General features: G+C 48.9%; 21 protein-coding genes, 1 pseudogene and 1 riboswitch. Of the genes and pseudogenes, 6 read left to right on the forward strand and 16 right to left on the reverse strand.

The genetic code is table 11. The features are described 5' to 3' along the window. The 7 genes and pseudogenes from IXB50_RS20770 to IXB50_RS20800 form a co-directional block, all read right to left on the reverse strand. Window positions 1-269 (reverse strand): annotated as a pseudogene (locus IXB50_RS20770) (ABC transporter substrate-binding protein); the annotation flags it as partial. 239 nt (window positions 270-508) lie between these two features. Then, window positions 509-1,162: a HupE/UreJ family protein gene (locus tag IXB50_RS20775; protein ID WP_215610913.1), complete on the reverse strand. Its 654-nt coding sequence runs from the start codon at window positions 1,160-1,162 to the stop codon at window positions 509-511. A 131-nt stretch (window positions 1,163-1,293) separates the two neighbouring features. Beyond that, entirely contained in the window at window positions 1,294-1,737 is a 444-nt protein-coding gene (cynS, locus tag IXB50_RS20780) for a cyanase (RefSeq protein ID WP_215610914.1), read from the reverse strand. Window positions 1,738-1,796: 59 nt separating this feature from the next. Next, entirely contained in the window at window positions 1,797-2,690 is an 894-nt protein-coding gene (locus IXB50_RS20785; RefSeq protein WP_326520863.1) for an ABC transporter ATP-binding protein, read from the reverse strand. Next, complete coding sequence (ntrB, locus tag IXB50_RS20790; RefSeq protein ID WP_215610915.1) at window positions 2,687-3,532, reverse strand: nitrate ABC transporter permease; 846 nt, start codon at window positions 3,530-3,532, stop codon at window positions 2,687-2,689. The genes IXB50_RS20785 and ntrB overlap by 4 nt, the downstream gene beginning before the upstream one ends. A gap of 25 nt (window positions 3,533-3,557) precedes the next feature. Continuing rightward, a complete protein-coding gene (locus IXB50_RS20795; RefSeq protein WP_215610916.1) occupies window positions 3,558-5,195 on the reverse strand; it encodes a CmpA/NrtA family ABC transporter substrate-binding protein in 1,638 nt (545 codons plus the stop codon). A gap of 225 nt (window positions 5,196-5,420) precedes the next feature. After that, window positions 5,421-6,203 carry a response regulator transcription factor gene (locus IXB50_RS20800; protein ID WP_215610917.1) on the reverse strand — a complete coding sequence of 261 codons (783 nt, stop codon included), beginning with the start codon at window positions 6,201-6,203 and terminating at the stop codon, window positions 5,421-5,423. 131 nt (window positions 6,204-6,334) lie between these two features. Between IXB50_RS20800 and IXB50_RS20805 the strand changes: the two genes are divergently transcribed. Continuing rightward, complete coding sequence (locus IXB50_RS20805) at window positions 6,335-7,540, forward strand: PAS domain-containing sensor histidine kinase (protein WP_215610918.1); 1,206 nt, start codon at window positions 6,335-6,337, stop codon at window positions 7,538-7,540. A gap of 162 nt (window positions 7,541-7,702) precedes the next feature. After that, window positions 7,703-7,823: riboswitch (guanidine-I (ykkC/yxkD leader) on the forward strand. A gap of 93 nt (window positions 7,824-7,916) precedes the next feature. After that, entirely contained in the window at window positions 7,917-9,422 is a 1,506-nt protein-coding gene (locus IXB50_RS20810) for a sodium:solute symporter family protein (protein ID WP_215610919.1), read from the forward strand. Between the two features lie 591 nt (window positions 9,423-10,013). On the opposite strand, the gene IXB50_RS20815 is transcribed toward IXB50_RS20810, so the two are convergent. The 3 genes from IXB50_RS20815 to IXB50_RS20825 form a co-directional block, all read right to left on the reverse strand. Continuing rightward, on the reverse strand, window positions 10,014-11,621 hold the full coding sequence (locus tag IXB50_RS20815) for an ABC transporter substrate-binding protein (RefSeq protein ID WP_215610920.1): 1,608 nt from the start codon (window positions 11,619-11,621) through the stop codon (window positions 10,014-10,016). Window positions 11,622-11,764: 143 nt separating this feature from the next. After that, the gene (locus tag IXB50_RS20820) at window positions 11,765-12,931 is read right to left on the reverse strand and encodes an acyl-CoA dehydrogenase family protein (RefSeq protein WP_215610921.1); all 1,167 of its coding nucleotides are present in this window, start codon (window positions 12,929-12,931) and stop codon (window positions 11,765-11,767) included. 376 nt (window positions 12,932-13,307) lie between these two features. After that, a complete protein-coding gene (locus IXB50_RS20825; protein ID WP_215610922.1) occupies window positions 13,308-13,850 on the reverse strand; it encodes an OsmC family protein in 543 nt (180 codons plus the stop codon). A gap of 349 nt (window positions 13,851-14,199) precedes the next feature. On the opposite strand from IXB50_RS20825, the gene IXB50_RS20830 reads away from it, so the two are divergent. Further along, a complete protein-coding gene (locus IXB50_RS20830) occupies window positions 14,200-14,670 on the forward strand; it encodes a nuclear transport factor 2 family protein (protein ID WP_215610923.1) in 471 nt (156 codons plus the stop codon). Between the two features lie 12 nt (window positions 14,671-14,682). Here the strand turns inward: IXB50_RS20830 and IXB50_RS20835 are convergent, their stop codons facing one another. The 6 genes from IXB50_RS20835 to IXB50_RS20860 all read right to left on the reverse strand — a co-directional run bounded on the left by IXB50_RS20835 (window position 14,683) and on the right by IXB50_RS20860 (window position 19,885). After that, window positions 14,683-15,270 (reverse strand): TetR/AcrR family transcriptional regulator, encoded by a 588-nt coding sequence (locus IXB50_RS20835; protein ID WP_215610924.1) that lies wholly within the window; start codon window positions 15,268-15,270, stop codon window positions 14,683-14,685. Between the two features lie 122 nt (window positions 15,271-15,392). Further along, on the reverse strand, window positions 15,393-15,962 hold the full coding sequence (locus tag IXB50_RS20840; RefSeq protein WP_215610925.1) for a Uma2 family endonuclease: 570 nt from the start codon (window positions 15,960-15,962) through the stop codon (window positions 15,393-15,395). Between the two features lie 122 nt (window positions 15,963-16,084). Continuing rightward, window positions 16,085-17,167: a WD40 repeat domain-containing protein gene (locus IXB50_RS20845; protein WP_215610926.1), complete on the reverse strand. Its 1,083-nt coding sequence runs from the start codon at window positions 17,165-17,167 to the stop codon at window positions 16,085-16,087. Beyond that, window positions 17,164-18,141: a CobW family GTP-binding protein gene (locus IXB50_RS20850; RefSeq protein ID WP_215610927.1), complete on the reverse strand. Its 978-nt coding sequence runs from the start codon at window positions 18,139-18,141 to the stop codon at window positions 17,164-17,166. Before IXB50_RS20850 ends, IXB50_RS20845 begins: the two co-directional genes overlap by 4 nt. Before the next feature lie 159 nt (window positions 18,142-18,300). Further along, the gene (locus IXB50_RS20855) at window positions 18,301-18,570 is read right to left on the reverse strand and encodes a hypothetical protein (RefSeq protein ID WP_215610928.1); all 270 of its coding nucleotides are present in this window, start codon (window positions 18,568-18,570) and stop codon (window positions 18,301-18,303) included. A gap of 25 nt (window positions 18,571-18,595) precedes the next feature. Further along, the gene (locus IXB50_RS20860) at window positions 18,596-19,885 is read right to left on the reverse strand and encodes an MSMEG_0569 family flavin-dependent oxidoreductase (RefSeq protein WP_215610929.1); all 1,290 of its coding nucleotides are present in this window, start codon (window positions 19,883-19,885) and stop codon (window positions 18,596-18,598) included. A gap of 344 nt (window positions 19,886-20,229) precedes the next feature. Between IXB50_RS20860 and IXB50_RS20865 the strand changes: the two genes are divergently transcribed. From IXB50_RS20865 to IXB50_RS20875, 3 genes are read left to right on the forward strand one after another with little or no spacing between them, the layout of a single operon-like run. Continuing rightward, window positions 20,230-20,712 (forward strand): MSMEG_0572/Sll0783 family nitrogen starvation response protein, encoded by a 483-nt coding sequence (locus IXB50_RS20865; protein WP_215610930.1) that lies wholly within the window; start codon window positions 20,230-20,232, stop codon window positions 20,710-20,712. Between the two features lie 40 nt (window positions 20,713-20,752). Further along, window positions 20,753-21,754: a Nit6803 family nitrilase gene (locus tag IXB50_RS20870; protein WP_246564820.1), complete on the forward strand. Its 1,002-nt coding sequence runs from the start codon at window positions 20,753-20,755 to the stop codon at window positions 21,752-21,754. 43 nt (window positions 21,755-21,797) lie between these two features. After that, a complete protein-coding gene (locus IXB50_RS20875) occupies window positions 21,798-22,877 on the forward strand; it encodes an MSMEG_0568 family radical SAM protein (RefSeq protein WP_215610931.1) in 1,080 nt (359 codons plus the stop codon). The last annotated feature ends 219 nt before the right edge of the window (window positions 22,878-23,096 follow it).

The following is a 23,096-nucleotide window of genomic DNA, read 5'->3' on the forward strand; positions in this document are numbered from 1 at the left end:
TCGTATTTGCCAGTTGTTGGTAGATGCTTTTCTAAGAGCCCTAATTCTCGGACGGTAGCCCCGCCAACAGCGGTATTAATCACCTGGTCCTGGGTGCCGATAGAGATGCGGATAACGTCTCCTTTACCAGAAGATACACTGCCTGCCTCAGATGAGCCGTCAGCATTCTCACTATTGGAAGGAGCAGAGCAAGACGCGATGAAAATTGCAGAAAATGTAAGCGCACAAGAGAGAGAAATTCTTCTAAGCCAAGGATAATGAGACTTCATAGCGAGAGGATCCCTATCAATTTGCTCCATTTAAATCGATGGCAGAAATATTCATCTGTAAATAAAGATACAGATACTTTTTCGGTACTCTCTAGGACAATAAAGATTTTGATTAGATTGATAGATATCTTTTATTCGGCGTCAATAATTGAACTTGTCCGATAAAAAAGCACTTCTAGCTAGACTAGAAGTGCCATGCTTTAAGGTGGGAGTCAGCCCCTAAGGAAAGCGAGAATTATTTAACCGAGAACGGCGGATGACAAAAATGCCAGACCAATGCCAGCCAGGGTGAATCCAGCAAATCTGAGATTCAGCAAATTCAAAGGAGGTAGAGCCGTTGAACGCTTGATAACGTTGCTACCAATGGCAGAAAATAACAGGGCAATTACCATTTGAATAGCTGTAAAGCCAATTAGATAGGCCACCATCGGTGTGGGTTCTGCACCGAAAATACCCTCACCATAGGCAAAACCGTGAAAAATACCGGCAGCCGTAGCTAGTAAGGCAACGGTTAGCAGGCTGAGCCGATCTCCCATAGCCAAAATGACACCAAATGCTAAGACTGAGGCTGAGACCACCAACTCAGGTGCAGGCAAGTCGAAAGACATCAGATGAATCACGGTGCCTGCCATGGATGCCAGCACAAACATAATGGGAATCACCACACCTTTGGGACGAGTGGCCGCAATCAAACCTGCCGCGATCACAAAGGCCAGGTGGTCTAAGCCAATGATGGGATGCCCCATACCAGACATCAACCCTTCAAAAGCATTGGCCGGTAAACGTCCTCCCAATGGATGGTGAGCAAAAGCTGGGGCTGCCAGCGACAGCATTCCCATCAGTACCAATAACCCAAGTAGTATCCGACCTACAAAGTGAACACTAGCAGTCATTGGCTTTGAGGGATCAAAGGAAAATTTAGAGAAATTAGAGGCTAACATGGAACCTTCAGGGAGAAACGAAATTGATAATTAGGAGTGTAAAGCTGTTAGAAGAGGTTAAAGAGTGCAGCACAAATCGCTTCTTACCACTTCTTATAGGGCAAGAACTTGCCACACATGATAACTTTGACGCGATCGCCCTTAGGATCTTCTTCTTTTTCCACGTCAATGGAGAAATCAATCGCACTCATGATACCATCGCCAAATTTCTCATGGACAACGGTCTTAACCGGGACTCCGTAAACCTGCATGATCTCATAGAAGCGATAAATCAGCGGATCGGTGGGTACGAGGGGGTCTAAACCACCCTTCATTGGACATTCAGTTAAATACTCAACAAACTCTAGCCCCATACCTAAGGCTTCAACAATTTTAGTGGCTTCTTCTTCAGAAGCACTGGCCTGACGATAAATCACCGAAGCAATCCAGACTTCGTCGTAGCCTAACTTAGACTCAAGATCAGCAAATGTCAGACCTTTCTCTTTCTTTGCAGCAAGAAACTTGGCAGAAATTTCGGGAATAGCCATAACAAAAAATTACCTCTTGATTTCGATAATTGAAAAGGAAAACACTTACTGGACAGTCGTTAACGAATCCGCGACTCCTCTACAGCTCGAGTCTCACGGAACAAATGGCGCTCCATCTCGGCTTTCAAATCGTGATACGCCGGATGCTGGTCAATGGTTTCTCGGTTCCGTGGTCGAGGAAAGGGAACTTCTAGGATCTCGTCAACGCGAGCGGCTGGACCTCGGGTCATCATAACAATCCGATCCGATAGCAGCAGCGCCTCCTCGATACTGTGGGTAATCATGATCACGGTCTTGCGCTGTTGTTCCCAGATGCGCTCCACCTCGCTTTGCAAAAAGCCACGGGTTAAGGCATCCAGGGCACCAAAAGGCTCATCCATCAGTAAAATCTGAGGATTAATGGCCAGGGCACGGGCAATGCCCACCCGCTGTCGCATCCCTCCCGATAGTTCATGGGGATGCTTTTTCTCAGCTCCTTCCAAACCCACCAGCTGAATCTGTTCTTTGATATTACGGGTGCGCTGTTTAGGCGATAGGTTGGGATAAACTGTCTCGACCGCAAATCGAATATTTTCCTCCACGGTCATCCAGGGCATCAGGGCATAGTTTTGAAATACCATGCCCCGATCAGGACCTGGCCCCTGAATCGGCAACCCGTTGAGTAATATTTCTCCCCGAGTCACGTCCGATAGTCCGGCTACCATGTTTAGTAACGTTGACTTACCACAGCCCGAGGGGCCAATGATGGAGACAAATGTGTTGGGTTCTATGTCCAGGCTGATGTCTTCAATAGCTATAAAGTCTCGGGATGTTTTGCCCGATAGCTTACTGAAGAGATCCCTCTTACCGGCAAACACTTTCGTCACATTGCGAATGGAAAGCTGGGCTGAAGAAAATTCAGATTCAGAAGACACGGTACCATTACTGGAATAATTGACGGAAGCAATGCTCACGCTTTACGTCCAAATGCAACAAATTTTTCTAGGGCACCAAAAATGTTATCCAAGATTAGCCCCACTAGACCAATGATAAAAATAGCTACCAGGATATTGGGGATGTAGAGGTTGTTCCATTCATTCCAGATGAAGTAGCCTAACCCTGTCCCCAATAGCATCTCAGCCGCAACAATCACCAACCATGAGATCCCCATACTGATACGTAACCCTGACACGATATTCGGCAAAGCTGCGGGAATAATCACCTTAAAAATGGTGCGCAGCCTTGACGCTCCCAGAGTTTTAGATACATCCAGATATTCAGGATTTACATTGGCCACACCAAAAGCAGTATTAATGAGTGTGGGCCAAATGCTAGATATCAAAATGATGAAAATCCCTGTTTGCTCTGAATCTCGAAAGATGTACAGCCCCAAGGGTAGCCACGCTAGGGGAGAGACGGGCTTTAACAGCTGAACGTAGGGATTGAAAGCTCTGTAAGCAATGGGAGAGATACCAATCAAAATCCCTAGGGGAACGGCAATGATTGAGGCGAGAAAGTAGCCAATGGTCACCCGTCGCAGACTAATCAACAGGTTCCAGCCTATGCCCAAATCATTGGGACCGTTATCAAAGAAGGGATGAGTGGACCACCACCAGAGTTCTTTGAGGGTGGTTGAGGCATTCGGCATCCCCTTAGCAAATAGCTTTAGGTTGGCCCCAATTTCCCAAAATAGTAGAAACAGTAGGAGCGAAATGAGAAATAGACCTAGGGCTTGAATGTTCTCATTAAGCCAGGGAGCATTACTGTTAGAGATTTTGGTGCTGGTCTTATTTAAAGTTGGCTGACTCACGGCCATAATGTTAAACCTCTAATATCCATGGTTAAACACCATTTTTGTCGATCTGTTCCTTGACATAGGCGGCTGGATCCGCAGGGTCAAACGAATCAAATTCAAGGGTTTCGGTACGGTAGATATCATCAGGCGGATTCAATCCGACCTCCTGGGCCAACTCCCTGGCTAAGTCGGTGAGGAAAATATCCTTACCGACCTGGTCATAGGTGTCAGATGTGATGGCCTGGGCCACGGTGCCATCGCCTTGCAGATCCCATCGGACTAATTGAGATGAAATCCAGTTGGCAAAGCTTTGCCAAGGATAGGGGTCAAAATCAATCCGATCCGGCACATCCAGAGTGTTGCCCTGACCATCGTCAAAGTTACCGGTGAGAACAGCCTCTACCACCTCTACGGGCTGGTTGAGAAACGCTCTCTCGGAAATGGCCTTGGCAATTTCGGGACGATTAGCTGGATCTCTGGCATAGCCAGCGGCTTCAATGATGGACTTGTTCAGGGCTCTAAAGGTGTTGGGATTGGCATCAATCCACTGGTCGCTAGCGGCAAAGGCACAACAGGGATGTCCTGGCCACAGGTCTTTAGTGAGCTTAAAGATAAACCCAGCCCCTTCGTAAACAGCCCGCTGATTAAAGGGATCGGGCATTAGATAAGCGTCAATGTCACCGGCCACCATCTGGGCAATACTATCCGGTGGAGGAACGGGACGAATTTTGACATCCACATCTGGATCGAGGCCACCGGTCGCCAGGTAGTAGCGCAGTAACAGATTGTGCATGGAGTAGGGGAACGGTACGCCGATGGTAAAGCCCTTAAAGTCAGCAGGTCCGTTAATCTTGCCCTTGTACTTCTCGGCTACGGTGATGGCCTGACCGTTAATGTTCTCGATGCTGGCTAGTTTTACTCCAAAGGAGGCAGAGCCGAGGCCCAAGGTCATGGCGATGGGCATGGGGGCCAGCATGTGATAAGCATCTAGCTCACCAGCAATGGCCGAATCGCGCACCGCACCCCAGCTGGGCATCTTCACCACTTCTGCATTAAAGCCATACTTGGAATAGAAGCCCAGGGGCTCCGACATAATAATTGGTGTGGCGCAGGTAATGGGAATAAAGCCAATCTTGAGGTTTGTTTTCTCCAGGTTAGAGGTATCCACCGGAGCGGCTTCATCAACCGCTGCTGGCTCATCAGGCTTGCCGCCGCAGTTGCTCAGGGTAACCAGGGCCGCACCAATGGCCAAGTTCTTGAGAAACTCTCGTCGAGTAAAGCTACTATTGCGAATGGCGTCATTAAAGAAGAGACCAGCCTGGGGACCAAAAGCAGCGGAAAATGCGTTTTCGATGCCACCCGCCTGTTCTGCTAGCGCTAGCACCAACCGTTCTCGCTTGGGATCGCCGCGACCTGCTGCCTTTAATAGGAGAGTCTTACGTAGCTCGTAGGCATTGACGGTGTCTGCGGCCCGTAGCTGCTCATCCTTATAGAGACCCATCTTTACGATGTCTCCCACCATATCCACCGGGTCCTGGGGCATGGTTTGGAGAAATTCCCAGTGGGACATGGTTAGGTGAGCACCACCGCAGATGATACAGGCCATCTGAAAGTCGGTGAGATTACCGCGATCGCAATTCAGATTGCCCCATTTCTGATCGGTTTGTGTAGATGTGGAAACCATAGGAATACTCGCCTGAGCTAGCGTTGACTGCGACTATCGATTAGTAATTGATTAATGATATTCACGGGGTTCGATAGTGTAATTTATACCAATCCCATTCAGGGATTACATTGGACTATCTTTTGAAAAACTAGGACTTTTTAAGTCTGTTTGTTGTTGATCAGGTCATTTTGTTGCGGTTGTTACGAATTGGGTGAGCCCAAGCAGGAAATTTTGTTGCGGTTGTTACCGATTGGGCTGACTGCGCCATACCTGGGGAGTCACACCATGGAGTTTACGAAATTGTCGGGTGAAATAACTGGCATCGGCATAGCCAATAGAATCGGCAATCTGTTTGATCGATTCAGCCGTGCTGGCTAGCAATTGTCGCGCTTGAGCCATGCGACGTTCGATGATCCACGCCTTTACCGTACGTCCCGTATGGCTTTGGGATAGATTGGTCAAATAGGCGGGAGAATAACCAACGGCCTGGGCGACGTCGGTCAAGTTAATGGACTGTTGGTAATGGGCTTCAATAAATTCGAACACCGCTGTCAGTCGAGGACAATCAGGAAAGATTGTTTCAGCGGTTGTTGCCTTTTGAGACTGAGTATCAGGAGAGGGGGGCAGGGCCGTTTGTAACCCGCGCTTGAGGTCTTCTTGACGCTTTAAGCGGGATGCGATCGCATCTAAAAAGTCCTCCACCGTACAGGGTTTCGTCAAATAGTCATCTGCCCCCAAGGTCATCCCCTGACGTAGGTCTGCCATCGTCACCTTAGCCGTTAGAAAAATAAATGGAATGGACGCCGTCGCATTATTCTGTTGGAGGGATGATAGGACGGCATAGCCATCCATATCTGGCATCATAATGTCGCAAACCACCAGATCAGGCTGATGTTTCGTCGCTAGCCTGACACCGGTAGATCCATTCTCAGCCCCAATACCCTTAAAATTTTCAAACTGCAAACATCGGAGAAAAATTTCTCTTGTTTGGGCCTCATCTTCAATAACAAGAATCGTTTTCACCATGGCCCTTACCATCTAGGATGGAAACTAAGATCGATAATCCTTAGTCGAGATGGTTTCTCGACACCTCCCTAAATATGTAAGGGTTTTAAGAACCAGTCGTGGTGTACTGCACTACAGTCTTGAACAACTTTATGAAATCATACGATTCCACCAACCGTTCAGATCATCAGGCGCTTGCAGCCTTGCGCCGCCAGCATCAGCTGATTCTCAACGCGGTGGGGGAAGGTGTTTATGGATTGGACCTGCAAGGGAATGTGACGTTCGTAAACCCAGCGGCAGCCGCCATGATCGATTGGGACATGCAGGATCTAATCGGACAGTCAATGCATCGGGTGCTGCACCATTCCCATAGTGATGGCAGTCCCTATCCCAGAGAATGTTGTCCTATTTATGACGTTTTTCAAAGAGGCCATGTCCAACGGGTCACCGATGAAGTATTTTGGCGTAAAGATGGCACCTGCTTTCCAGTGGAATATATCAGTACACCCATGCGTGACGAACATGGTGAACTGATTGGAGCAGTGGTCACCTTTCGCGACATTAGCCAACGCAAATGGGCCGAGTCTGTTTTACAACAGACGAATGAAGACTTGGAGCTGAAGGTACAAGCACGCACGGCTGAACTCTACACTGCGAATGAACAATTGCGAGAGTTAAGCAATCTTAAGTCCAGGTTTGTGTCCATGGTTTGCCATGAGTTTCGCAATCCGATGAACAATATTGCCCTCTCGGTATCGTCTTTAAATCGCTATCATGAGCAATTGTCTCAGTCGCAGAAAGATCAATATTTGCTGGACATCAAAGAAAATGTCGAGCGCATGACCCAAATGATTGATGACATTTTGGTGCTAGGCAAGTTAGAAGCCAAGCGGCTTTGCCTCAATCCTGAGCCCTTAAATCTAGTGGACTTTTGCCGTAATCTGCTATCTGAGCTACCGGCAAAGCAGGGACAGTTAGAGTTTTCAGGACGCCATAAGCCCCTGATTGCCAAGCTAGATCAAACACTGCTGCGCTCAATTTTGACGAATATTCTGTCCAATGCAATTCGTTATACGCCCAATGGACAATCGGTTTGTTTATCGTTATTCCGACATAAGGATCAGGCAGTATTCGTAGTAAAAGACGATGGTTTAGGCATTCCACCGGAGGATTATCCCCATTTATTCGAACCATTTCACCGGGGTAAGAATGTGAGTAATATTCCAGGGACTGGATTGGGGTTGAGTATTGTTAAACAATTTGTAGACTTTCAACAGGGAGATATTCAGGTTAAAAGTCAGCTAGGTGAAGGCACAACGTTTAAGGTGATGTTACCGCTGTCGTTGTCTGCTGACTAAAAGTCAGGAAGCATTGACACCTTTAAAGATAAATCGTATCAAGAGACACTTATTGTTCCATAAGCTACTGATATAAGGTAGATATAGCAGTTAGCTAAACGTTTGTTACCCATCTATATTTAGAGATTTTCTAACGAGCGGCTTACAGTTAACAACAATTTAAAGCTTTGCATCTAGGGTTCCAACTTTGCCAGTTGGCTAAGTGTTCGGTCCGAGAGATGCAGCCAGAAAACGTATTAATAGAGCGTTTTCTGGTTCACGGAGGGATAAAAGCCCGGGAGAATTCTGTTGACCTTGATTGAGGTTAGTGGTTTCTCTCGGGTTTTGTTTTAACTACTGACTTGAGGTTGTGATGTTTGAATTTGGAGATGGATAAATGGAACATACCGTTTTCTCCTGGGGAATTATTACATTTCTCTTAGGCACGTTGGGGGTGGGCGTATGGGCTTCCCAGCAAATTAAAGGCGATAGCGTCAATTTCTTGGTGGCTGGACGCGGGCTAACATTGCCCCTGGCCGCCGCTACGCTCATGGCTCAATCCGTTGATTCTAACGCCACCCTGGGCAACACCGATTTATCGGCAGAATTTGGCTTTTGGGCCGGGGCTGCTTTACCCATTGGCCTGTCTCTATGCTTGTTTTTAACCGGGACGTTTTTAGCAAAACCCATGAACCGCATGGGGTTAATCACCATACCTGACTTTTATCGGGTTAAGTATGGTCGTCTGGTGGAGTTAATGGCCGCCTGTATTATGTCCGTCAGCTTTTCATTTTTACTGGCTGGAAATCTGGTGGCCGGAGGCTTTATGTTCCAGACATTTCTAGGAACAAGCTACATTGGCGGTATTACATTATTGGCTGCGCTTGTATTTGCTTACACTGTGGCCGGAGGACTTTTCGCTGTTGCGTATACCGATGCGATCCAAATCTTGATTGCCCTTGTGGGCACTGTGGGCCTACTTGGCTTTTTGCTAGCTAACTTTGGTCTAGAGATTGCCCCTGGCACGGGTCCCCTGGCGTTAGAACAGCTGACCTCGGTGGGGGCAGGCGCTGCCATTAACTGGGCAAGCCTTTTGGCCCTAGGATTTGGCAACATGGTTGCCATTGACTTTATGGCGCGGATTTTTGCAGCGGAAAGCCCAGAAACAGCTCAAAAAGCCTGCTATGTTGCCTCGGCTGGCACCTTGATTATCGGCATCCCCTTTTCGATCATTGCCCTGTCTGCCAACGGCATTCTGGAGCAAGTTGGAGTGGCAGCCAATGGCCCAGTATTATTTGCCCTGTTGCAAAATGTTGTGCCCCCTGTGTTGGGATTACTTGTACTGGCGGCTATTTTATCTGCCTCTCTCTCTACAGCAGATGGGGCAATTTTAGGCACGTCCTCAGTATTAGCGCACAATGTTTTTGGCATTCGCCATGGGGCGGCGGCTCACGGTGGCGGCGGTGGCGATCGGCTGTTGCTAGTCACTCGGGTCTTGTCGATCGTGATTACTCTACTGGGGGTATTTTTGGGATTGCGGGTGCCCCAGACTGGGGTGCTGTTGCTGCTGGGGTTTGACTTGGGTTTTGCTGGGTTAGTGGTGCCTCTGATCGGTGGATTATTTTGGACAAAGTCTACTCGTCAGGGGGCGTTAGCTTGCATTATTGCGGGTTCTATTACCCGACTGGTGCTGTTTGCTCTGATGCCGACCATGTTTGGCATTGATAATACGCTGTTGTATATTCCGAATGGTCTGTTTACCCTGGATTTTGATGGGTTTCCTACTCTCATCAGTCCGATAGTTGGTTTGATTGCGTTTGTTGTGGTGTCTAAATTGACTTACAAACCTATAAATGTGGAACAACAGCGAGCAAAGCTGCAAGAAAAGCTGCATGCGCTGTAAGTCATAGGAGTACACAGGTTTAATGCCAAATCTGAATTAATTCACCCCGATTTAATATGGATAATCTTGTAGGGGCTGTGCCTTGTGCCAGCCCTTCAATACCGGGGCTATTAGTCAGAATTCTGTATAAGAAATTGATAGCGATGGCATTATCAATCAGGAAAAAGCGAGAGCTACTATGACAAATAGCTCTTGCTTTTTCTGCATTAAAGGCTTGTTGAAAATTAAGCTTATGGTTTTTAGCTGGGAAAATAGTTTGGGCGGTTGGTTGAGTTTATAAAGGTGTTGCTTGGGGTCCCTCCGAGTTCCCCAAACCCCCATGGCTAGGGCCGGGAGGCCGCCCTAGAACCCAGCCTACTGAGTTATCCTTAATTGCATAAATAGGGGTTACGGCGGGGTCGATTAATCAGGTTATCGCATTGTTGTTTGGCCCACCTCCAGGTAGAGCATGCCTTTCCTCAAATGAGCTTTCAATGCCTTCAGATTTTCTGTCCAGACAATGAAACAGCCCTGAACTGCCCCTCCCAGGAGGGGATAAAGATATTCTGCTTTGCCTCAAGCAAAATTGCGGACGTTATTAAATCCTCATCCCTAAACGCCAAATTTATCAATCTGTTGTTTTAAATAATCATCGGGATTGCTTGGGTCAAAATCGCCAAATTTCATGGTTTCAATTCTTGAGAGTTCGTCTGGTGCATCCACCCCTAGCTCCTCGGCCAGTTCCCGCGCCAGGTCTGTCAAGAAAAATTCTTCTCCGCCGCCTGCGACTTTATCTGCTGATGTGTAGTCCCAACGCACGAGCTGTGTACTAATCCAGCTGGCAAAACTCTTCCAGGGGTAAGGATCAAAGTAAATCCGATCGGGAATATCAAAGGTATTGCCCTGACCGTCGTCAAATTTGCCGGTCATTACGGCTTCTAGTACTGGCAATGGTTGATTGAGATACTCTCGTGGGGCAATGGCTGCGGCAATTTCTTTGCGGTTGGCAGGATTGTTAGCATAGGTAGCACCGTCGATAATGGCTTTATTTAAAGCACGGAAGGTGTTGGGATTTTCATCAATCCAGTTTTGGGCGGCGACAAAGGCGCAGCAGGGGTGTCCGGCCCACAGGTCTTTGGTCAACAGGTGGATAAAGCCGATGTCGTCCTGGACCACTCGCTGGGTAAAGTTGTCGGGCAAAATAAAGGCGTCGATTTGACCGGTGGACATTTTTGCGATCGCATCCGGCGGCGGCAAGATCAACAGCTTCACATCGTTATCTGGATCTAGTCCCCCTGTAGCCAGATAGTAGCGCAACAGCAGATTATGGTTGGAATAGTCGTAGGGAATGCCGATGGTCATGCCTTTAAAGTCGGCGGGCCCGTTCACATTGCCCAGGTGTTTCTTGGCTACGGCAATACCCTGGCCGTTGTTGTTCTCGATACTGGCTAGCTTCACGGAGAAAGGTGTGGAACCCAGGCCGAGGGACATGGCAATGGGCATGGGGGCCAGCATGTGATAGGCGTCGAGTTCGCCTGCGATCGCAGCATCTCGCACCACCGACCAGCTAGCATACTTCATCAGCTCCACATCGAGGCCGTGCTTCTCATAAATGCCCAACGGCTTCGACATAATAATGGGTGTCGCGCAGGTAATGGGCAAAAACGCCACCTTCAAGTTGTTTTTCTCCAGCTCCCCAACCGGTGCAGCATCGCCAGGATCCTCTGCCACATCTGGAGTGGACCCACAGTTAGCCAAGGTGACCAGGGCAGCTCCGACGGCAATGTTCTGCAAGAACTTACGCCGGGTCACCTGGCTCATGCGCTTAGCATCGGTAAAAAACTCTCCCGCCTTAGGACCAAAGGCCGCACTAAAGGCCTGGTCCAGCCCCCCCGCCAGTTGAATTAAATCTCGGACCAGTTTCTCCCGCTTGGGTTTGCCGTTACCCACCATACTGACAAACAAAGCCGTCCGCAGCTCCGCCTGACTGATGGCGTCCGCTGTCTCAATAGCGGCAGGTTGATACATCCGCATCTTAACCAGGTCATCGATTAAGTCAGCCGGGTTTTGAGGCATCTCGGCTTCAGCCATCAAGCGCCAATGATCCTGCGTAGAGTGAAAGCTACCGCAGATGACACAGCGTGTGGAAATCGTGCTTACATCTCCCTGTTCACATGAGAGATTATCCCATTGGCGGGGCTGACCAGAGATCGATACCATAGGGTCGTTTTTGGATAAGGGCTAGTGCCATCTATTAGAACGTTTATTCCAATCGTTTTTTGTGAAAACGACTACCGTTTAACAGAGATTAATTTCTGCTATGGCTCTATATATTCAGATGGTGGGCAATGCCCACTACGCGACTACGCGACTGGCAATACTGCTTCTTTCATATCCGCCAACATCTTCTTAAGATGCTTCAATGCAGGCGTCACAATCGCCACAAAATAGGCCTCCCGTAGCTTACGCTCAGGCGCACTGCCATGCACATAGGCCCTGGCCCCGGCATGGAGCATGGCGGCCTGGGAGGAGCGCAATGACAGTTCTGAAGCGGTTGCCCGAGCTTGTATAATCTCCCGCGTCAGTTGTGGCTCGGCCACCCCTGTACAATCATTCAGCTGATCGGCCAACCGGTAAGTGCGCTGTCGAGCCAGCTGTAAATCGGCCATGAGATCTTCAACCTGATCATCTAAATAGCAATTCACATGTCCTAAACGCTTATTGGACCGTCGCATCAGCTCAATGCAGCTATCGGTCAACCCCAGTCCCATCCCCACCTGGGTCAAAATAAATCCAGGGCGAATGCAGGTCACATAGTCCTCACAGGGAGAGGCTAACACCCATGCATCAGGAACAAACGCATGGCGAAATACACAGCTGTAGGTCCCCGTTCCCTCTAGGGCAATAAAATGAGCGTTGAGCCGCAGGGACATACCGTCTAATTCGTCAGAGACAATGGCCATCATGTACTCTTCTGAGTCAGCCAACTTCGCAGCAATGCCAAAATAGTGGCCAGCTCCCAGGTTGGACACCCAGGGCAACATGCCATTAATGACATAGCCCCCATCCACCCGCGTCGCCGTGAGGGCAATTTTCTCAATGTCGGCAAAGTGTTTCATCGGGTTCGACAGACCTGTGCCCGCCAGCACTTTTCCCGTAGCGACCCTAGGTAACATGTCAGCTTTCAGGGCGGTGTTGTGAGTATTTTGCAAATACCAAGTGCACGCTACCTGGCACCAAGCAATAAACCCAGTGGAAAGACAATCCTTAGAAATTTCTTCGATGCTTTGAACCGCTGTTCTCAGTCCCTTACCCGACCCTTGATAACCTTTTGATACAGCATGGGCAAAGGCATTGGCCTGTCCCAATTGATGCATAATCTGACCTGGATATTCTCCCTTGAGATCAATATCTTGCACCTTAGGCGTTAGCACTTGATTAATCACAGTGCGTAGTTCGGCAATAGCTGGGTCTGTACCTAAGTTTTCCAGAGATAGCCCGCGCTTTGAAGGTTTTGAAACAGTTTGCATGGCGATGCTGATGTGTGTGAGTGGTCTGATAATGCTGGGTGTATTGATCTCTGGGTGGGTTTTGGAGAATGGGTTGAAGGAGTGATGCGTTACTCCGCTGGGTTCGACTCAGCTCACTCAGCTAAGAACTCCATGACCAAGAACCTGAGCGCAACATGAAAGCCTGACAAGGTCCTCCCCTTTAAAAGGGGAGGTGCCGTAGGCGGAGGGGTCTCCCCTCTTGGGAGGGGTGCCCGGAGGGTGGGGTGGGTTGACCACTAGCGCTAGATTCCGAAAACTCCTCTCTGACGGTTCCCCTTACCAGGGGGAATCAATTATCGTCAAGCTTCTCAAATGAGTTGTGGATTCTTAGTTAAACCTAATCCAACAACCCAACTTAAACCGTTGAAACTGATACCGGCATGGGATTGCTCAATGTTGCAGACACTGGTGACCAGGTATTGGCATGGGTCACCATCTCCTTTAGCACAGCCCGATCGGCGTCACCATCGATGTCCACCTTCACCCGCACATCCGTAAACCCGATCTGAGGCTTGTCCAGCTCTCCAGTCCCCCAGGTACTGACAATGTTGATGTCTCCTTCCAGGAAAATCTCTAGCTTAGTCAGGCTCACACCTTTGGCAGCTGCATTGGCCTGAATACCTACCACCAAGCAAGAGCCTAACGCTCCCAGCACAATCTCAGAGGGGTTGGGAGCGGTGTTATCACCCAGGAGAACGGGGGGCTCATCAATGGTAAAGGCCTCCAGGTCACGGGCATAGTTCAAACTGCGGAACTTACCGGTGCAGACGGTTTTTACCTTGAGGGTTTTATCGGCAGGGTTAGCTTTATTTTTTGCTGCTAACTCTGTGAGTCCATCCTGGGGAATGGGTGTGAGGGGCACTGTCACCTCAGCGGTCATGGTAGTGGCTTCGGCCATGGTTCTATCCAAATAGAATGATCACTCTATTTAAGATACAAGAAACATCCAAGGGTTGAAAGCGAAATGTTATTGATTGGTCATACAAAATCCGAATTCAGTCACCTCAATTAAAAATGAACCACCCTGTAGGGGCAATCGGGGATTGTAAAACAATCCCTTGTGGTTTTGTGGTTGCCCTGCGATATTGGCGGCAGATAGCCAGAATTTCGCATGGGAAAGTAATGGAGAATAAAGAATCTCAAGAAAGTCCCAGTTTTGCCAAAGTTCATCCCATCTAAACAAGAACATCGACGGGTATAAGTAAGGAGCATGAACCCTTTTGATTAATTCCTCAGGACTTTTGCCTATGTCAGCTCCAAAACTAGTCCCCCCATTTACCTATGAGATTGCTGTAAAGAAAGTTCGTATGGCTGAAGATGCCTGGAACAGCCGCGATGCCCAGAGAGTTTCCATGGCCTATTCAGAAAATAGCCACTGGCGGAACCGGGCTGAGATTTTTCAGGGGCGAGAGGCTATTCGAGAATTTTTAACCCGTAAGTGGGATAAGGAACTAGACTATCGGTTAACCAAAGAGATGTGGGCCTTTGGGGAGAATCGCATTGCCGTACGGTTTCAGTATGAATGGCATGATGATGCGGGCCAGTGGTTTCGGGCCTATGGTAATGAGAATTGGGAATTTGATGATGATGGGTTGATGCGTCGTCGGGAAGCGAGCATTAACGATAAACCGATCAAAGAAGAAGAACGGCGATTTTTCTGGCCTGCACCGGGACCTCGTCCTGAGGATGATCCAGGCTTGATTGATTCTCCTGAGTAGTGTTGTGAGAGTTTAGAGTATTGCATTTCTTAATACCTGTCGTGCAAGATTAAACCCTCGCTTCAGTCGGCTCTTGCTCCGATGCAATTTACCCATGAGCATTGCGCCTTCAATAGCCGTGATGATTTGTTCGGCGAGATGTTCTGGGTTCACTTCGTCTTTTAGCTGGGGTTTTGCCTGACGTAGGGTTTGTGAGATCGCACCTTCCCATTTGCTAAATATCTGCATCAGATGGTCGCGAAAGGAGTCGTCCTGTTCTACCAGATCCACAATCAAATTGCCTAGCAGACAGCCGCCGCATTTAGGTTCCTTCAGCTGTTTTGCTTCTAATCGGTCTAGAATCCAAAAAATCTGCTCAATGGGGTCATCACTTTGGGACACGGCAGGTTCCAGCACATTGGCCTGGAGCTGTGACCATTCAAAGTCGATCAGAGCATGGCCCAACTCATGTTTTGACTGGAAGTAGTTGTAAAAACTCCCCGACGATGCGCCGCTGACCTTAAACAGTTTGCTTAATCCTGTAGCAGTGAGCCCCTGACGATGGACCGTATTGACTACCGATTTTAAAATGTCCTCACGGGTGCGTTTGAGGTTCGCCATAACAGCTTCAGGATGATGGGCTAACCCAGTATATCTTTCGGCCTTAGGATTTTTGGCACAAATGCCCCACTAGTCCAGCATAGAACGTGGCTATTAGAGGTCTCGCTTCAGTAAGTGTTCTTTTACTTAATTGTTAAAACAAATCCAGGTAAAACCTCTTCTCCTGAAACCGTAGCTGGACATTTTATTACCTCTACTGCTTGCCCTGGGCGATAAATTTCAACGGTTTTTCCTTGGGGATTAATCAACCAGCCAAGTCGTAAGCCACTCTCAAGATATTCCTGCATTTTTTCCTGAAGCGGCTTCAACCGATCACTCTGAGACCGCAGTTCGATCACAAAATCAGGACAGATGGGCGGGAATTTTGTCTGTTGCTCTGGCGTCAACGCATTCCATCGCTCTAACTGAACCCAGGCTACATCTGGAGACCGATCGCCCCCATTGGGCAAATTGAAAACCGTTGAAGAACTAAATACGGTCCCTAAACCAGTTTGGCGATTCCAAATACCTAAATCGATGATGTAGTTCGCTTCCTGTCTGCCACTTTCACCACCGACTGGGGACATAATAATTAGCTGGCCTGCTGAACTCCGTTCCATGGCAATATCTTTGTTTGCCAGGCATAGTCTGTAGAACTGGTCATGGTTCAGTTCCTCGACTAAGGGTTCTAAGTTGAGATTGATAGCAGTCATTGCTGGGGAGCCATCCTTAACGTCTCTACTTTAAACGGTCCCATGTATTTCCTGGGTAAAGAATGGTAGAGAACATTGGCTTCGACTTTGCTCCGCCAACGGCAAATATAGGACAGTTACGCTTATTGGAATCCCTGGCCTCGATTTGTCGGTTTCCAAATCAGGAGTTCTCCCTGGTCGCCGCCTGCAGCTAGATAGGTGCCCTGGGGATGCCATGCGATCGCAGAAAAACCAGAAGCCACGCCTTTCAGGGTTTGTTGCAAAGACTTAGCATTTTTCCACAAGCAAAGTTGGCCATCTTGGGCAGCAGAGGCGAGTAGGCGTTGGGTGGGATGGAATGCGATCGCAACCACTGTCCCCTCATGATGAGCCAACACCCGATTCTCCCATCCCTGTCCCTGGCGCTGCCACACCGTTACCCCTTCCACACAGGCCGCTGCCACTAGCGATGGCTGATTTGCCATGGGTGCGGCCCAAGCCACCTGCCTAACCTTGCCAGGAAACCCTTGCATCAGCCAGGGTGGCGGATTTCCCCAAGAAACCACCGTCAACGTTCGGTCCAGATTACCGGACGCCAAATAACGACCATCCAAAGACCAGTCCACCGAAATACTGGCCCCCGGCACCTCAACAAACTCAGGCTCAGCCTCCCAGTCAGTGCTTTGCCACACCTTTACCCCCGTATGACCGCTAGTGGCCAGCAGCGTACCATCAGGGTGCCACTTTAGAGCCAGCACAGAAGAATCTTTGAAATCCAGACAGGTGAGAGATTGTGAACTTCCGCAATCTCTCACCTGGATTTGATTTCCCGCACCAAAAGCTAACCAGGAAACCCCTGGATGCCATGTCAGCTGATCAATCCAACAGTGAGGATTTTGCAAAACCGTTGGCGGCTGGTTTAAAGCAGACGTTTGCCAGAGAAACACATCTCCCTGCTGCCCCGCTGCCGCCAGATATTTGCCATTTGCAGAAAATCCTAAACAATCAATGGTACTGTCCGGTTGTGCAGGCAACAAAGAAACCAGGTCTGTCTCGGACCAAACAACAACTTCGCCACTAGCAGAACTAACTGCCAAATAATCGCCACTAGGAGACCAGGCAAGGGCCGTTATATAATCCTGCAACTCCCCGTGCCAGTGAACCTGAAATATAGTTGAACGAGGGCGACTGTTTGAACTCTTTTTTGAGCGCATCTTTGCCGTCATACCAAACAAGCTCGAAAGCCTTCTCGCAGCTCAGCCTCGTTTAGATTTCGACCAATAAAGACCAGTTCACTCTTGCGCGTTTCTGTCGGCTTCCACGGACGCTCAGTCTTACCATCAAAAATCATATGCACCCCCTGAAAGACAAAGCGATCGTCCTCTCCCTGAATATTCAAAATCCCCTTCATCCGAAAAATATCAGGTCCCTTAGTCTGCAATAATTCCGACATCCAGGTATTCAGTTTCTCTTTATCTAATGCCCCATTTTCCACAAATGCCAACGAGTAAACCGACTCGTCATGTTCATGGGCATCCTCACTCAAGAATAGAGGATCCACCTCTAAGGCTCGATCCAGATCAAACGCCCGCACCCCCAAAATAGACTCCATCTGCAGCTCAGAGTTTTGAGTACGATAGATTTTGACCAGGGCATTCATGTCACGAATTTTGCTCTCCAGATCGTCTAGCTCCTCCGGTGTCACCAGGTCCACCTTGTTGAGTAAAATCACATCGGCAAAGGCAATTTGCTCCTGGGCTTCATCACTATCCCAATGTTGGTGAATATGCTTCGCATCCACTACCGTCACCACCGCATCTAGCAACAGCTGCGACTGGATATCCTCATCCACAAAAAAGGTCTGAATCACCGGAGCCGGATCCGCCAACCCGGTTGTTTCTATCACCAGGTGATCAAACTTGTCCCGTCGCCGCATCAGGTTACCAATAATACGGATGAGATCACCCCTTACGGTGCAACAGATGCAGCCATTATTCATCTCAAAGATTTCTTCATCAGCGTCGATCACCAGCTGATTATCAATGCCCACCTCACCAAACTCATTCACAATTACGGCCACTTTCTGACCATGCTCATGGGTGAGAATGTGATTGAGCAATGTCGTCTTCCCAGCCCCCAAATATCCTGTGAGTACCGTAACAGGAACAGTCTTTAACACTTCAGGTGCTGCAGTGACCATAGGGCAATTGTTCTCAAACGCATTGCCTACGATTATGGGAAGCGAACCACCCTAGAAATGTTCATAGCAAACAAAATGGTCTATCTATTTGTTAAGATTGGCGTACTGAGTTGACATGGGCATCGGATGAGACATCTAGACTCATAATGCTCTGAACCATTAACTGTCTTTTGCATTTAACGCCTGCACAATATCATCCTTTTCAATCTCCACCGCAGGCTGATGAATCTTATAGGTCTTCGGCGGCTGTGTCATCACAGCAATCACCGTTTCTAATGGTGGACAACCTGGCTCTGTACAGGTCAACTGACTAATAGAAACAGGGGTGCTAGACTCATCCAAGGATAACGTCTGGTATACCCAAGCCTTAAGCTGTTGCAGCTGGGCAGGCGATATCTTATTAGCCGCAGACGAATCAAATAAACCCATGATAAAAAAACAGAGCGACAACTCACTACGATCCTAAGGCTACTTCATTAACGTTTCGCCCCAACTGTCGAGGCAATACTTTATTTTTTAACGCAATACAGTCAGCCAAATAAGTAGCATCCCGAGCAATCCCGGAGAATCGTCCTGACCCCCAGGTATATAACCAAGGTAATCCTAAGAAGTACAGACCTTTGGCAGCACTAACCCCTCGCTCATGACCAGGATACCCCTTACCATCAAACACAGGAATATCGATCCAGCTAAAGTCCGTGTGGTAGCCCGTGGACCAAATCACCGTTGTAATATTGGCTGTTGCTAAATCTAAGGACAGCGGACTTGTTTCCGGCTGCCATACCGCTTGATAGGGTGGGTCCATCGGCGCATCTAGCTGATGTTTGTCAATGTAGGCATCGATGGTTTGTTTGATGCTCTCAGCCACTGCATCGGCCTGATCAAGATTATGTTTGAGATCATCGTTAAACTTCAGCTGTGCTCCATCGGTATGGTTGAGTTTGCCATACAGACACATCCCCTCCAGGGCAAACCGTCGTAGGTCAATCTCTCGACCACCATCGCGTCCGGTGACATAGTGATTTGTTTTAGTGCGGACGGACTCTTTTTGGGGATGATCATCAATGGACATATCGTAGTAGCCCAGCTGGTCAAGCCAGTCCACCACATCCTTACCGCGATAGGTCCGGGGCGCACGGGGCGCACCGCCAACACATAGGTGAACCTGCTTCCCTGCCAGGTGCAAATCCTCTGCGATTTGACAGCCCGACTGACCTGTTCCAACAACTAATACAGCCCCATCCGGCAAGGCGTCTGGATTTTTATACTCTGATGAATGCAGTTGAGTAATGGACCTGGGCAGTCTTTCTGCCATCCTAGGAATTTTAGGAGTGTGATAGCCGCCGGTGGCCACTACCACCTGGTCCGCCACATAGTGACCAATGGAGGTATCTATTTCAAAAACATTTTCAGGCTTACTGATTTTTGAAACCGTTACCCCTTCCTTAAGCAGCGGTTTGAAGGAATCAGCATACTCTTCGATATACCGAACAATGTCATCTCGCTGCATAAAGCCATTGGGGTCATTGCCAGGGTAAGGATAGCCCGGTAGCATACACTGCCAATTGGGTGTTACCAAACAAAAAGAATCCCATCGCTTTGATCGCCATGAATGTGCAATCTTATTTTTTTCAAAAATAATGTGATCTACACCCCGTTGTTTCAAGCAGTAGCTAATGGACAGCCCGGCCTGGCCTCCACCAATGATGGCAACGGGAAAATGGGAATTTGTGAGGACCTGCATGGTGTGGATACCTGATAACAAACGGGCATAGTTCAACCATAGAAATCATCTCCGCAACAACCTGTAGCAAGGGCTACCAAAGACCACAAGCTCGGCTTATGGACAGGCCCTGGGTAAAGGCTATTGCTCCCAAATCAGAACCACCTGTCCTAAAATCCAAGGGCAGAACCTGCACTTTTTGACAGGGTGTTGTCCGTTTACCTGTCATTTGTCTTATCTCTCATAATCATTAAATCGTTTTAGCTGTCCCATTTGTCAGGCTTTGTCACTTTGTAGCAACAGATACGAGAATTGGTTCTCAGACCTTCTAAGCTGCTGACAAATTCACATTGGGAGTGACCCGAATGCCTGAAGTAACCGCCCCCGCCCACAAGACTGGTGATTTCTTTGTTGATTACGAAGAAAAAGTGTTTCCGGATGTTCAAGCAGAGCCCGGTGAGAAAGCGCTGGTGACATTTCACACGGTCGCCTTTGAGGGCTCCATTGGTTTGGTTAATTTGTTGCAAGCCACTCGCCTTATTCGTAAAGGGTTTGAGACATCGGTGTTGCTCTATGGCCCTGGGGTTACCCTGGGGGTACAGCGAGGGTTTCCGAAGTTGGGAGACGAGGCTTTTCCTGGGCACATGGCCATGAATAACCAGCTGGTGAAATTGATGGAAGAAGGTGGCAAAGTATATGCCTGTCGCTTTGCTCTCCAGGCGCTTTATGGCCATGGTGAACCTTCATTGATTCCCGGTATTACTCCCATTAATCCCCTGGATGTGCTGGATATTGTACTCGTGCATCGTAAAGAAGGGGCGTTTATTCTTGATACTTGGACAATGTAAGGAAGCCTATAAGGGAGAATTTAGGGAAGGTTCGGTAACTATGGACTACTCTCGCACCGTGAGAGCGGCAGCTGTACAGATTTCACCTGTGCTCCACAGCCGCTCAGGCACGATGGAAAAGGTGTTAAAGGCGATTGATGATGCGGCCAAAGAAGGCGCAGAATTAATTGTTTTTCCGGAAACATTTGTTCCTTATTATCCCTATTTCTCCTTTGTGCTGCCCCCGGTACTCATGGGCAAAGAGCATATGAAGCTCTACGAGGAAGCGGTGGAAGTGCCGGGGCCGGTGACCGATGCGGTGAGTCAGGCCGCTAGGACCCACCAAATGGTGGTGGTGCTGGGGGTGAATGAGCGGGATAAAGGGTCTCTTTATAACACTCAGCTGATTTTTGATGCAGATGGCAGTTGTTTACTCAAACGTCGGAAGATTACCCCCACTTACCATGAGCGCATGGTGTGGGGCCAGGGGGATGGCTCGGGCTTACAGGTATGTGATACGGCGGTGGGTCGGGTGGGAGCCTTGGCCTGTTGGGAGCATTACAACCCGTTAGCCCGGTATAGCCTGATGGCGGACCACGAGCAGATCCATTGTGCCCAGTTTCCTGGCTCCATGGTGGGGGAGATTTTTGCGGACCAAACTGAGGTAACGTTGCGGCACCATGCGCTGGAATCGGGATGTTTTGTGGTGAATTCCACCGGCTGGCTGACGGCTGAGCAGGTGAGTGAGATTGCCCCCAGTGAAGGATTGGAGAAGGTTTTACGGGGTGGGTGCTACACCACTATTATTAGTCCGGAAGGGGTACCGTTGTGTGAGCCGATTCGGGAAGGGGAGGGAATTGCGATCGCAACCCTAGATTTCTCCCTGATCACCAAACGCAAACGGATGATGGACTCAGTGGGCCATTATGCTCGCCCTGATCTGTTGCAGCTTTCGGTGCATAAATCTGCTTATTCTGTTGTTGGTCCAGAAATAACGACACCGGTTGAGGATGGTGGGCATTGCCCACCCTACCAGCCTCCACCCGAAGTGTTGCCCGAATAAACGTTTTCAATCATTCAATTCAAATATCTCTTTTTATTCGATCATGAATTCACAGCAGGTGATTACCGAGCTTCAGGCCAAGGGACTTAACCTGGTCACCGATACTGGCGCATCGGGACGTAAGGGAGGAGCCGGTCCGTCAGACCATAAAGCGGTCATCATCGGTGAAACAACAGTCATGGTACCGGTGTATACCGATGGTGCGGCCCAGTCTCCCTATGGTGTACACAATGAAGCAGGGCAAGCTGTTCTGACTAAAGACAGTCAGGTTATCACCCAGCTGGATTTTCCAGACAAGCCGAGGTTTTATAATCTTGCCACCGCCGATGGCATTCCCTATTGGAAAATTGCCCTGCTCCACAGTCATAATGTGCTAGCCACCACCGTTCTCCAAACCTGCATTCGCTACGAGAATCAGAAAACAGCCTGTCAGTTTTGTGCCATTGGAGAATCTTTAGACGCCGATCGCACCATTGCCCGAAAAACACCACAACAGCTAGCCGAGGTCGCTGAGGCTGCCGTGCGCCTCGACGGTGTGGAAAACATGATCATGACCACAGGCACTCCGAATACCACCGATCGGGGAGCTGCTTATCTCACAGAGTGCGCCCAGGCAATTCGGGCGAGGGTAAAGCTGCCCATCCAGGCCCAGTGTGAACCTCCTAATGACTTTGTTTGGTTTGAGCGCATGCGGGCAGCGGGAATTGATAGCTTAGGGATGCATTTAGAAGCCGCAGATCCTGAGGTGCGAGCCAGGATTATGCCTGGTAAAGCAAAGGTACCACTTTCCTATTATTTCAAAGCATTCGAGTCCGCAACAAACGTCTTTGGTCGGGGTCAGGTGAGCACCTATTTGTTAGCCGGACTGGGAGATAGTAAAGAGACATTATTAGAGATGAGTGAGCGGCTGATTGATATTGGTGTATATCCCTTTGTGGTGCCGTTTGTACCCATTGGAGGGACCCCCCTGGCAGATCATGCACCTCCCAGCAGTGGGTTTATGGTTGAGTTGTATCAGGGCATTGGCCAGATGCTAAAGCAGGCGAATCTGTTGTCCAGTGACATGAAGGCGGGCTGTGCTAAGTGTGGTGCCTGTTCGGCATTGTCTTTATTTGAGAGTTAAAAGAGAATATTCCGATTAAATCCCCTCCTGGGAGGGGTGCCTGAAAGGCGGGGTGGGTTTCGACATCTAGCGCTATCGGCCAACCCACCCCGTTGCCCCTCCCAGGAGGGGATGAGATATCGCTTTTGGCGTTGAGTATTGTCTCATGGTTCGCTGAAATAGCCCAGAAGAATAGAGAATTAGAAAACCCAGCAGACCACCCCCATCGGTAGATCCTCC

Origin of the sequence: Leptothoe spongobia TAU-MAC 1115, from assembly GCF_018739885.1 — a bacterium.
GTDB classification, from domain to species: Bacteria; Cyanobacteriota; Cyanobacteriia; order Phormidesmidales; family Phormidesmidaceae; genus Leptothoe; species Leptothoe spongobia.

Excerpts from the sequence above, each read along its gene's own strand:
- IXB50_RS20775 (WP_215610913.1), bottom strand. The coding sequence starts at position 1,162 with ATGACTGCTAGTGTTCACTTTGTAGGTCGGATACTACTTGGGTTATTG.
- cynS (WP_215610914.1), bottom strand. The coding sequence starts at position 1,737 with ATGGCTATTCCCGAAATTTCTGCCAAGTTTCTTGCTGCAAAGAAAGAG.
- ntrB (WP_215610915.1), bottom strand. The coding sequence starts at position 3,532 with ATGGCCGTGAGTCAGCCAACTTTAAATAAGACCAGCACCAAAATCTCT.
- IXB50_RS20795 (WP_215610916.1), bottom strand. The coding sequence starts at position 5,195 with ATGGTTTCCACATCTACACAAACCGATCAGAAATGGGGCAATCTGAAT.
- IXB50_RS20800 (WP_215610917.1), bottom strand. The coding sequence starts at position 6,203 with ATGGTGAAAACGATTCTTGTTATTGAAGATGAGGCCCAAACAAGAGAA.
- IXB50_RS20805 (WP_215610918.1), top strand. The coding sequence starts at position 6,335 with ATGAAATCATACGATTCCACCAACCGTTCAGATCATCAGGCGCTTGCA.
- IXB50_RS20810 (WP_215610919.1), top strand. The coding sequence starts at position 7,917 with ATGGAACATACCGTTTTCTCCTGGGGAATTATTACATTTCTCTTAGGC.
- IXB50_RS20815 (WP_215610920.1), bottom strand. The coding sequence starts at position 11,621 with ATGGTATCGATCTCTGGTCAGCCCCGCCAATGGGATAATCTCTCATGT.
- IXB50_RS20820 (WP_215610921.1), bottom strand. The coding sequence starts at position 12,931 with ATGCAAACTGTTTCAAAACCTTCAAAGCGCGGGCTATCTCTGGAAAAC.
- IXB50_RS20825 (WP_215610922.1), bottom strand. The coding sequence starts at position 13,850 with ATGGCCGAAGCCACTACCATGACCGCTGAGGTGACAGTGCCCCTCACA.
- IXB50_RS20830 (WP_215610923.1), top strand. The coding sequence starts at position 14,200 with ATGTCAGCTCCAAAACTAGTCCCCCCATTTACCTATGAGATTGCTGTA.
- IXB50_RS20835 (WP_215610924.1), bottom strand. The coding sequence starts at position 15,270 with ATGGCGAACCTCAAACGCACCCGTGAGGACATTTTAAAATCGGTAGTC.
- IXB50_RS20840 (WP_215610925.1), bottom strand. The coding sequence starts at position 15,962 with ATGACTGCTATCAATCTCAACTTAGAACCCTTAGTCGAGGAACTGAAC.
- IXB50_RS20845 (WP_215610926.1), bottom strand. The coding sequence starts at position 17,167 with ATGACGGCAAAGATGCGCTCAAAAAAGAGTTCAAACAGTCGCCCTCGT.
- IXB50_RS20850 (WP_215610927.1), bottom strand. The coding sequence starts at position 18,141 with ATGGTCACTGCAGCACCTGAAGTGTTAAAGACTGTTCCTGTTACGGTA.
- IXB50_RS20855 (WP_215610928.1), bottom strand. The coding sequence starts at position 18,570 with ATGGGTTTATTTGATTCGTCTGCGGCTAATAAGATATCGCCTGCCCAG.
- IXB50_RS20860 (WP_215610929.1), bottom strand. The coding sequence starts at position 19,885 with ATGCAGGTCCTCACAAATTCCCATTTTCCCGTTGCCATCATTGGTGGA.
- IXB50_RS20865 (WP_215610930.1), top strand. The coding sequence starts at position 20,230 with ATGCCTGAAGTAACCGCCCCCGCCCACAAGACTGGTGATTTCTTTGTT.
- IXB50_RS20870 (WP_246564820.1), top strand. The coding sequence starts at position 20,753 with ATGGACTACTCTCGCACCGTGAGAGCGGCAGCTGTACAGATTTCACCT.
- IXB50_RS20875 (WP_215610931.1), top strand. The coding sequence starts at position 21,798 with ATGAATTCACAGCAGGTGATTACCGAGCTTCAGGCCAAGGGACTTAAC.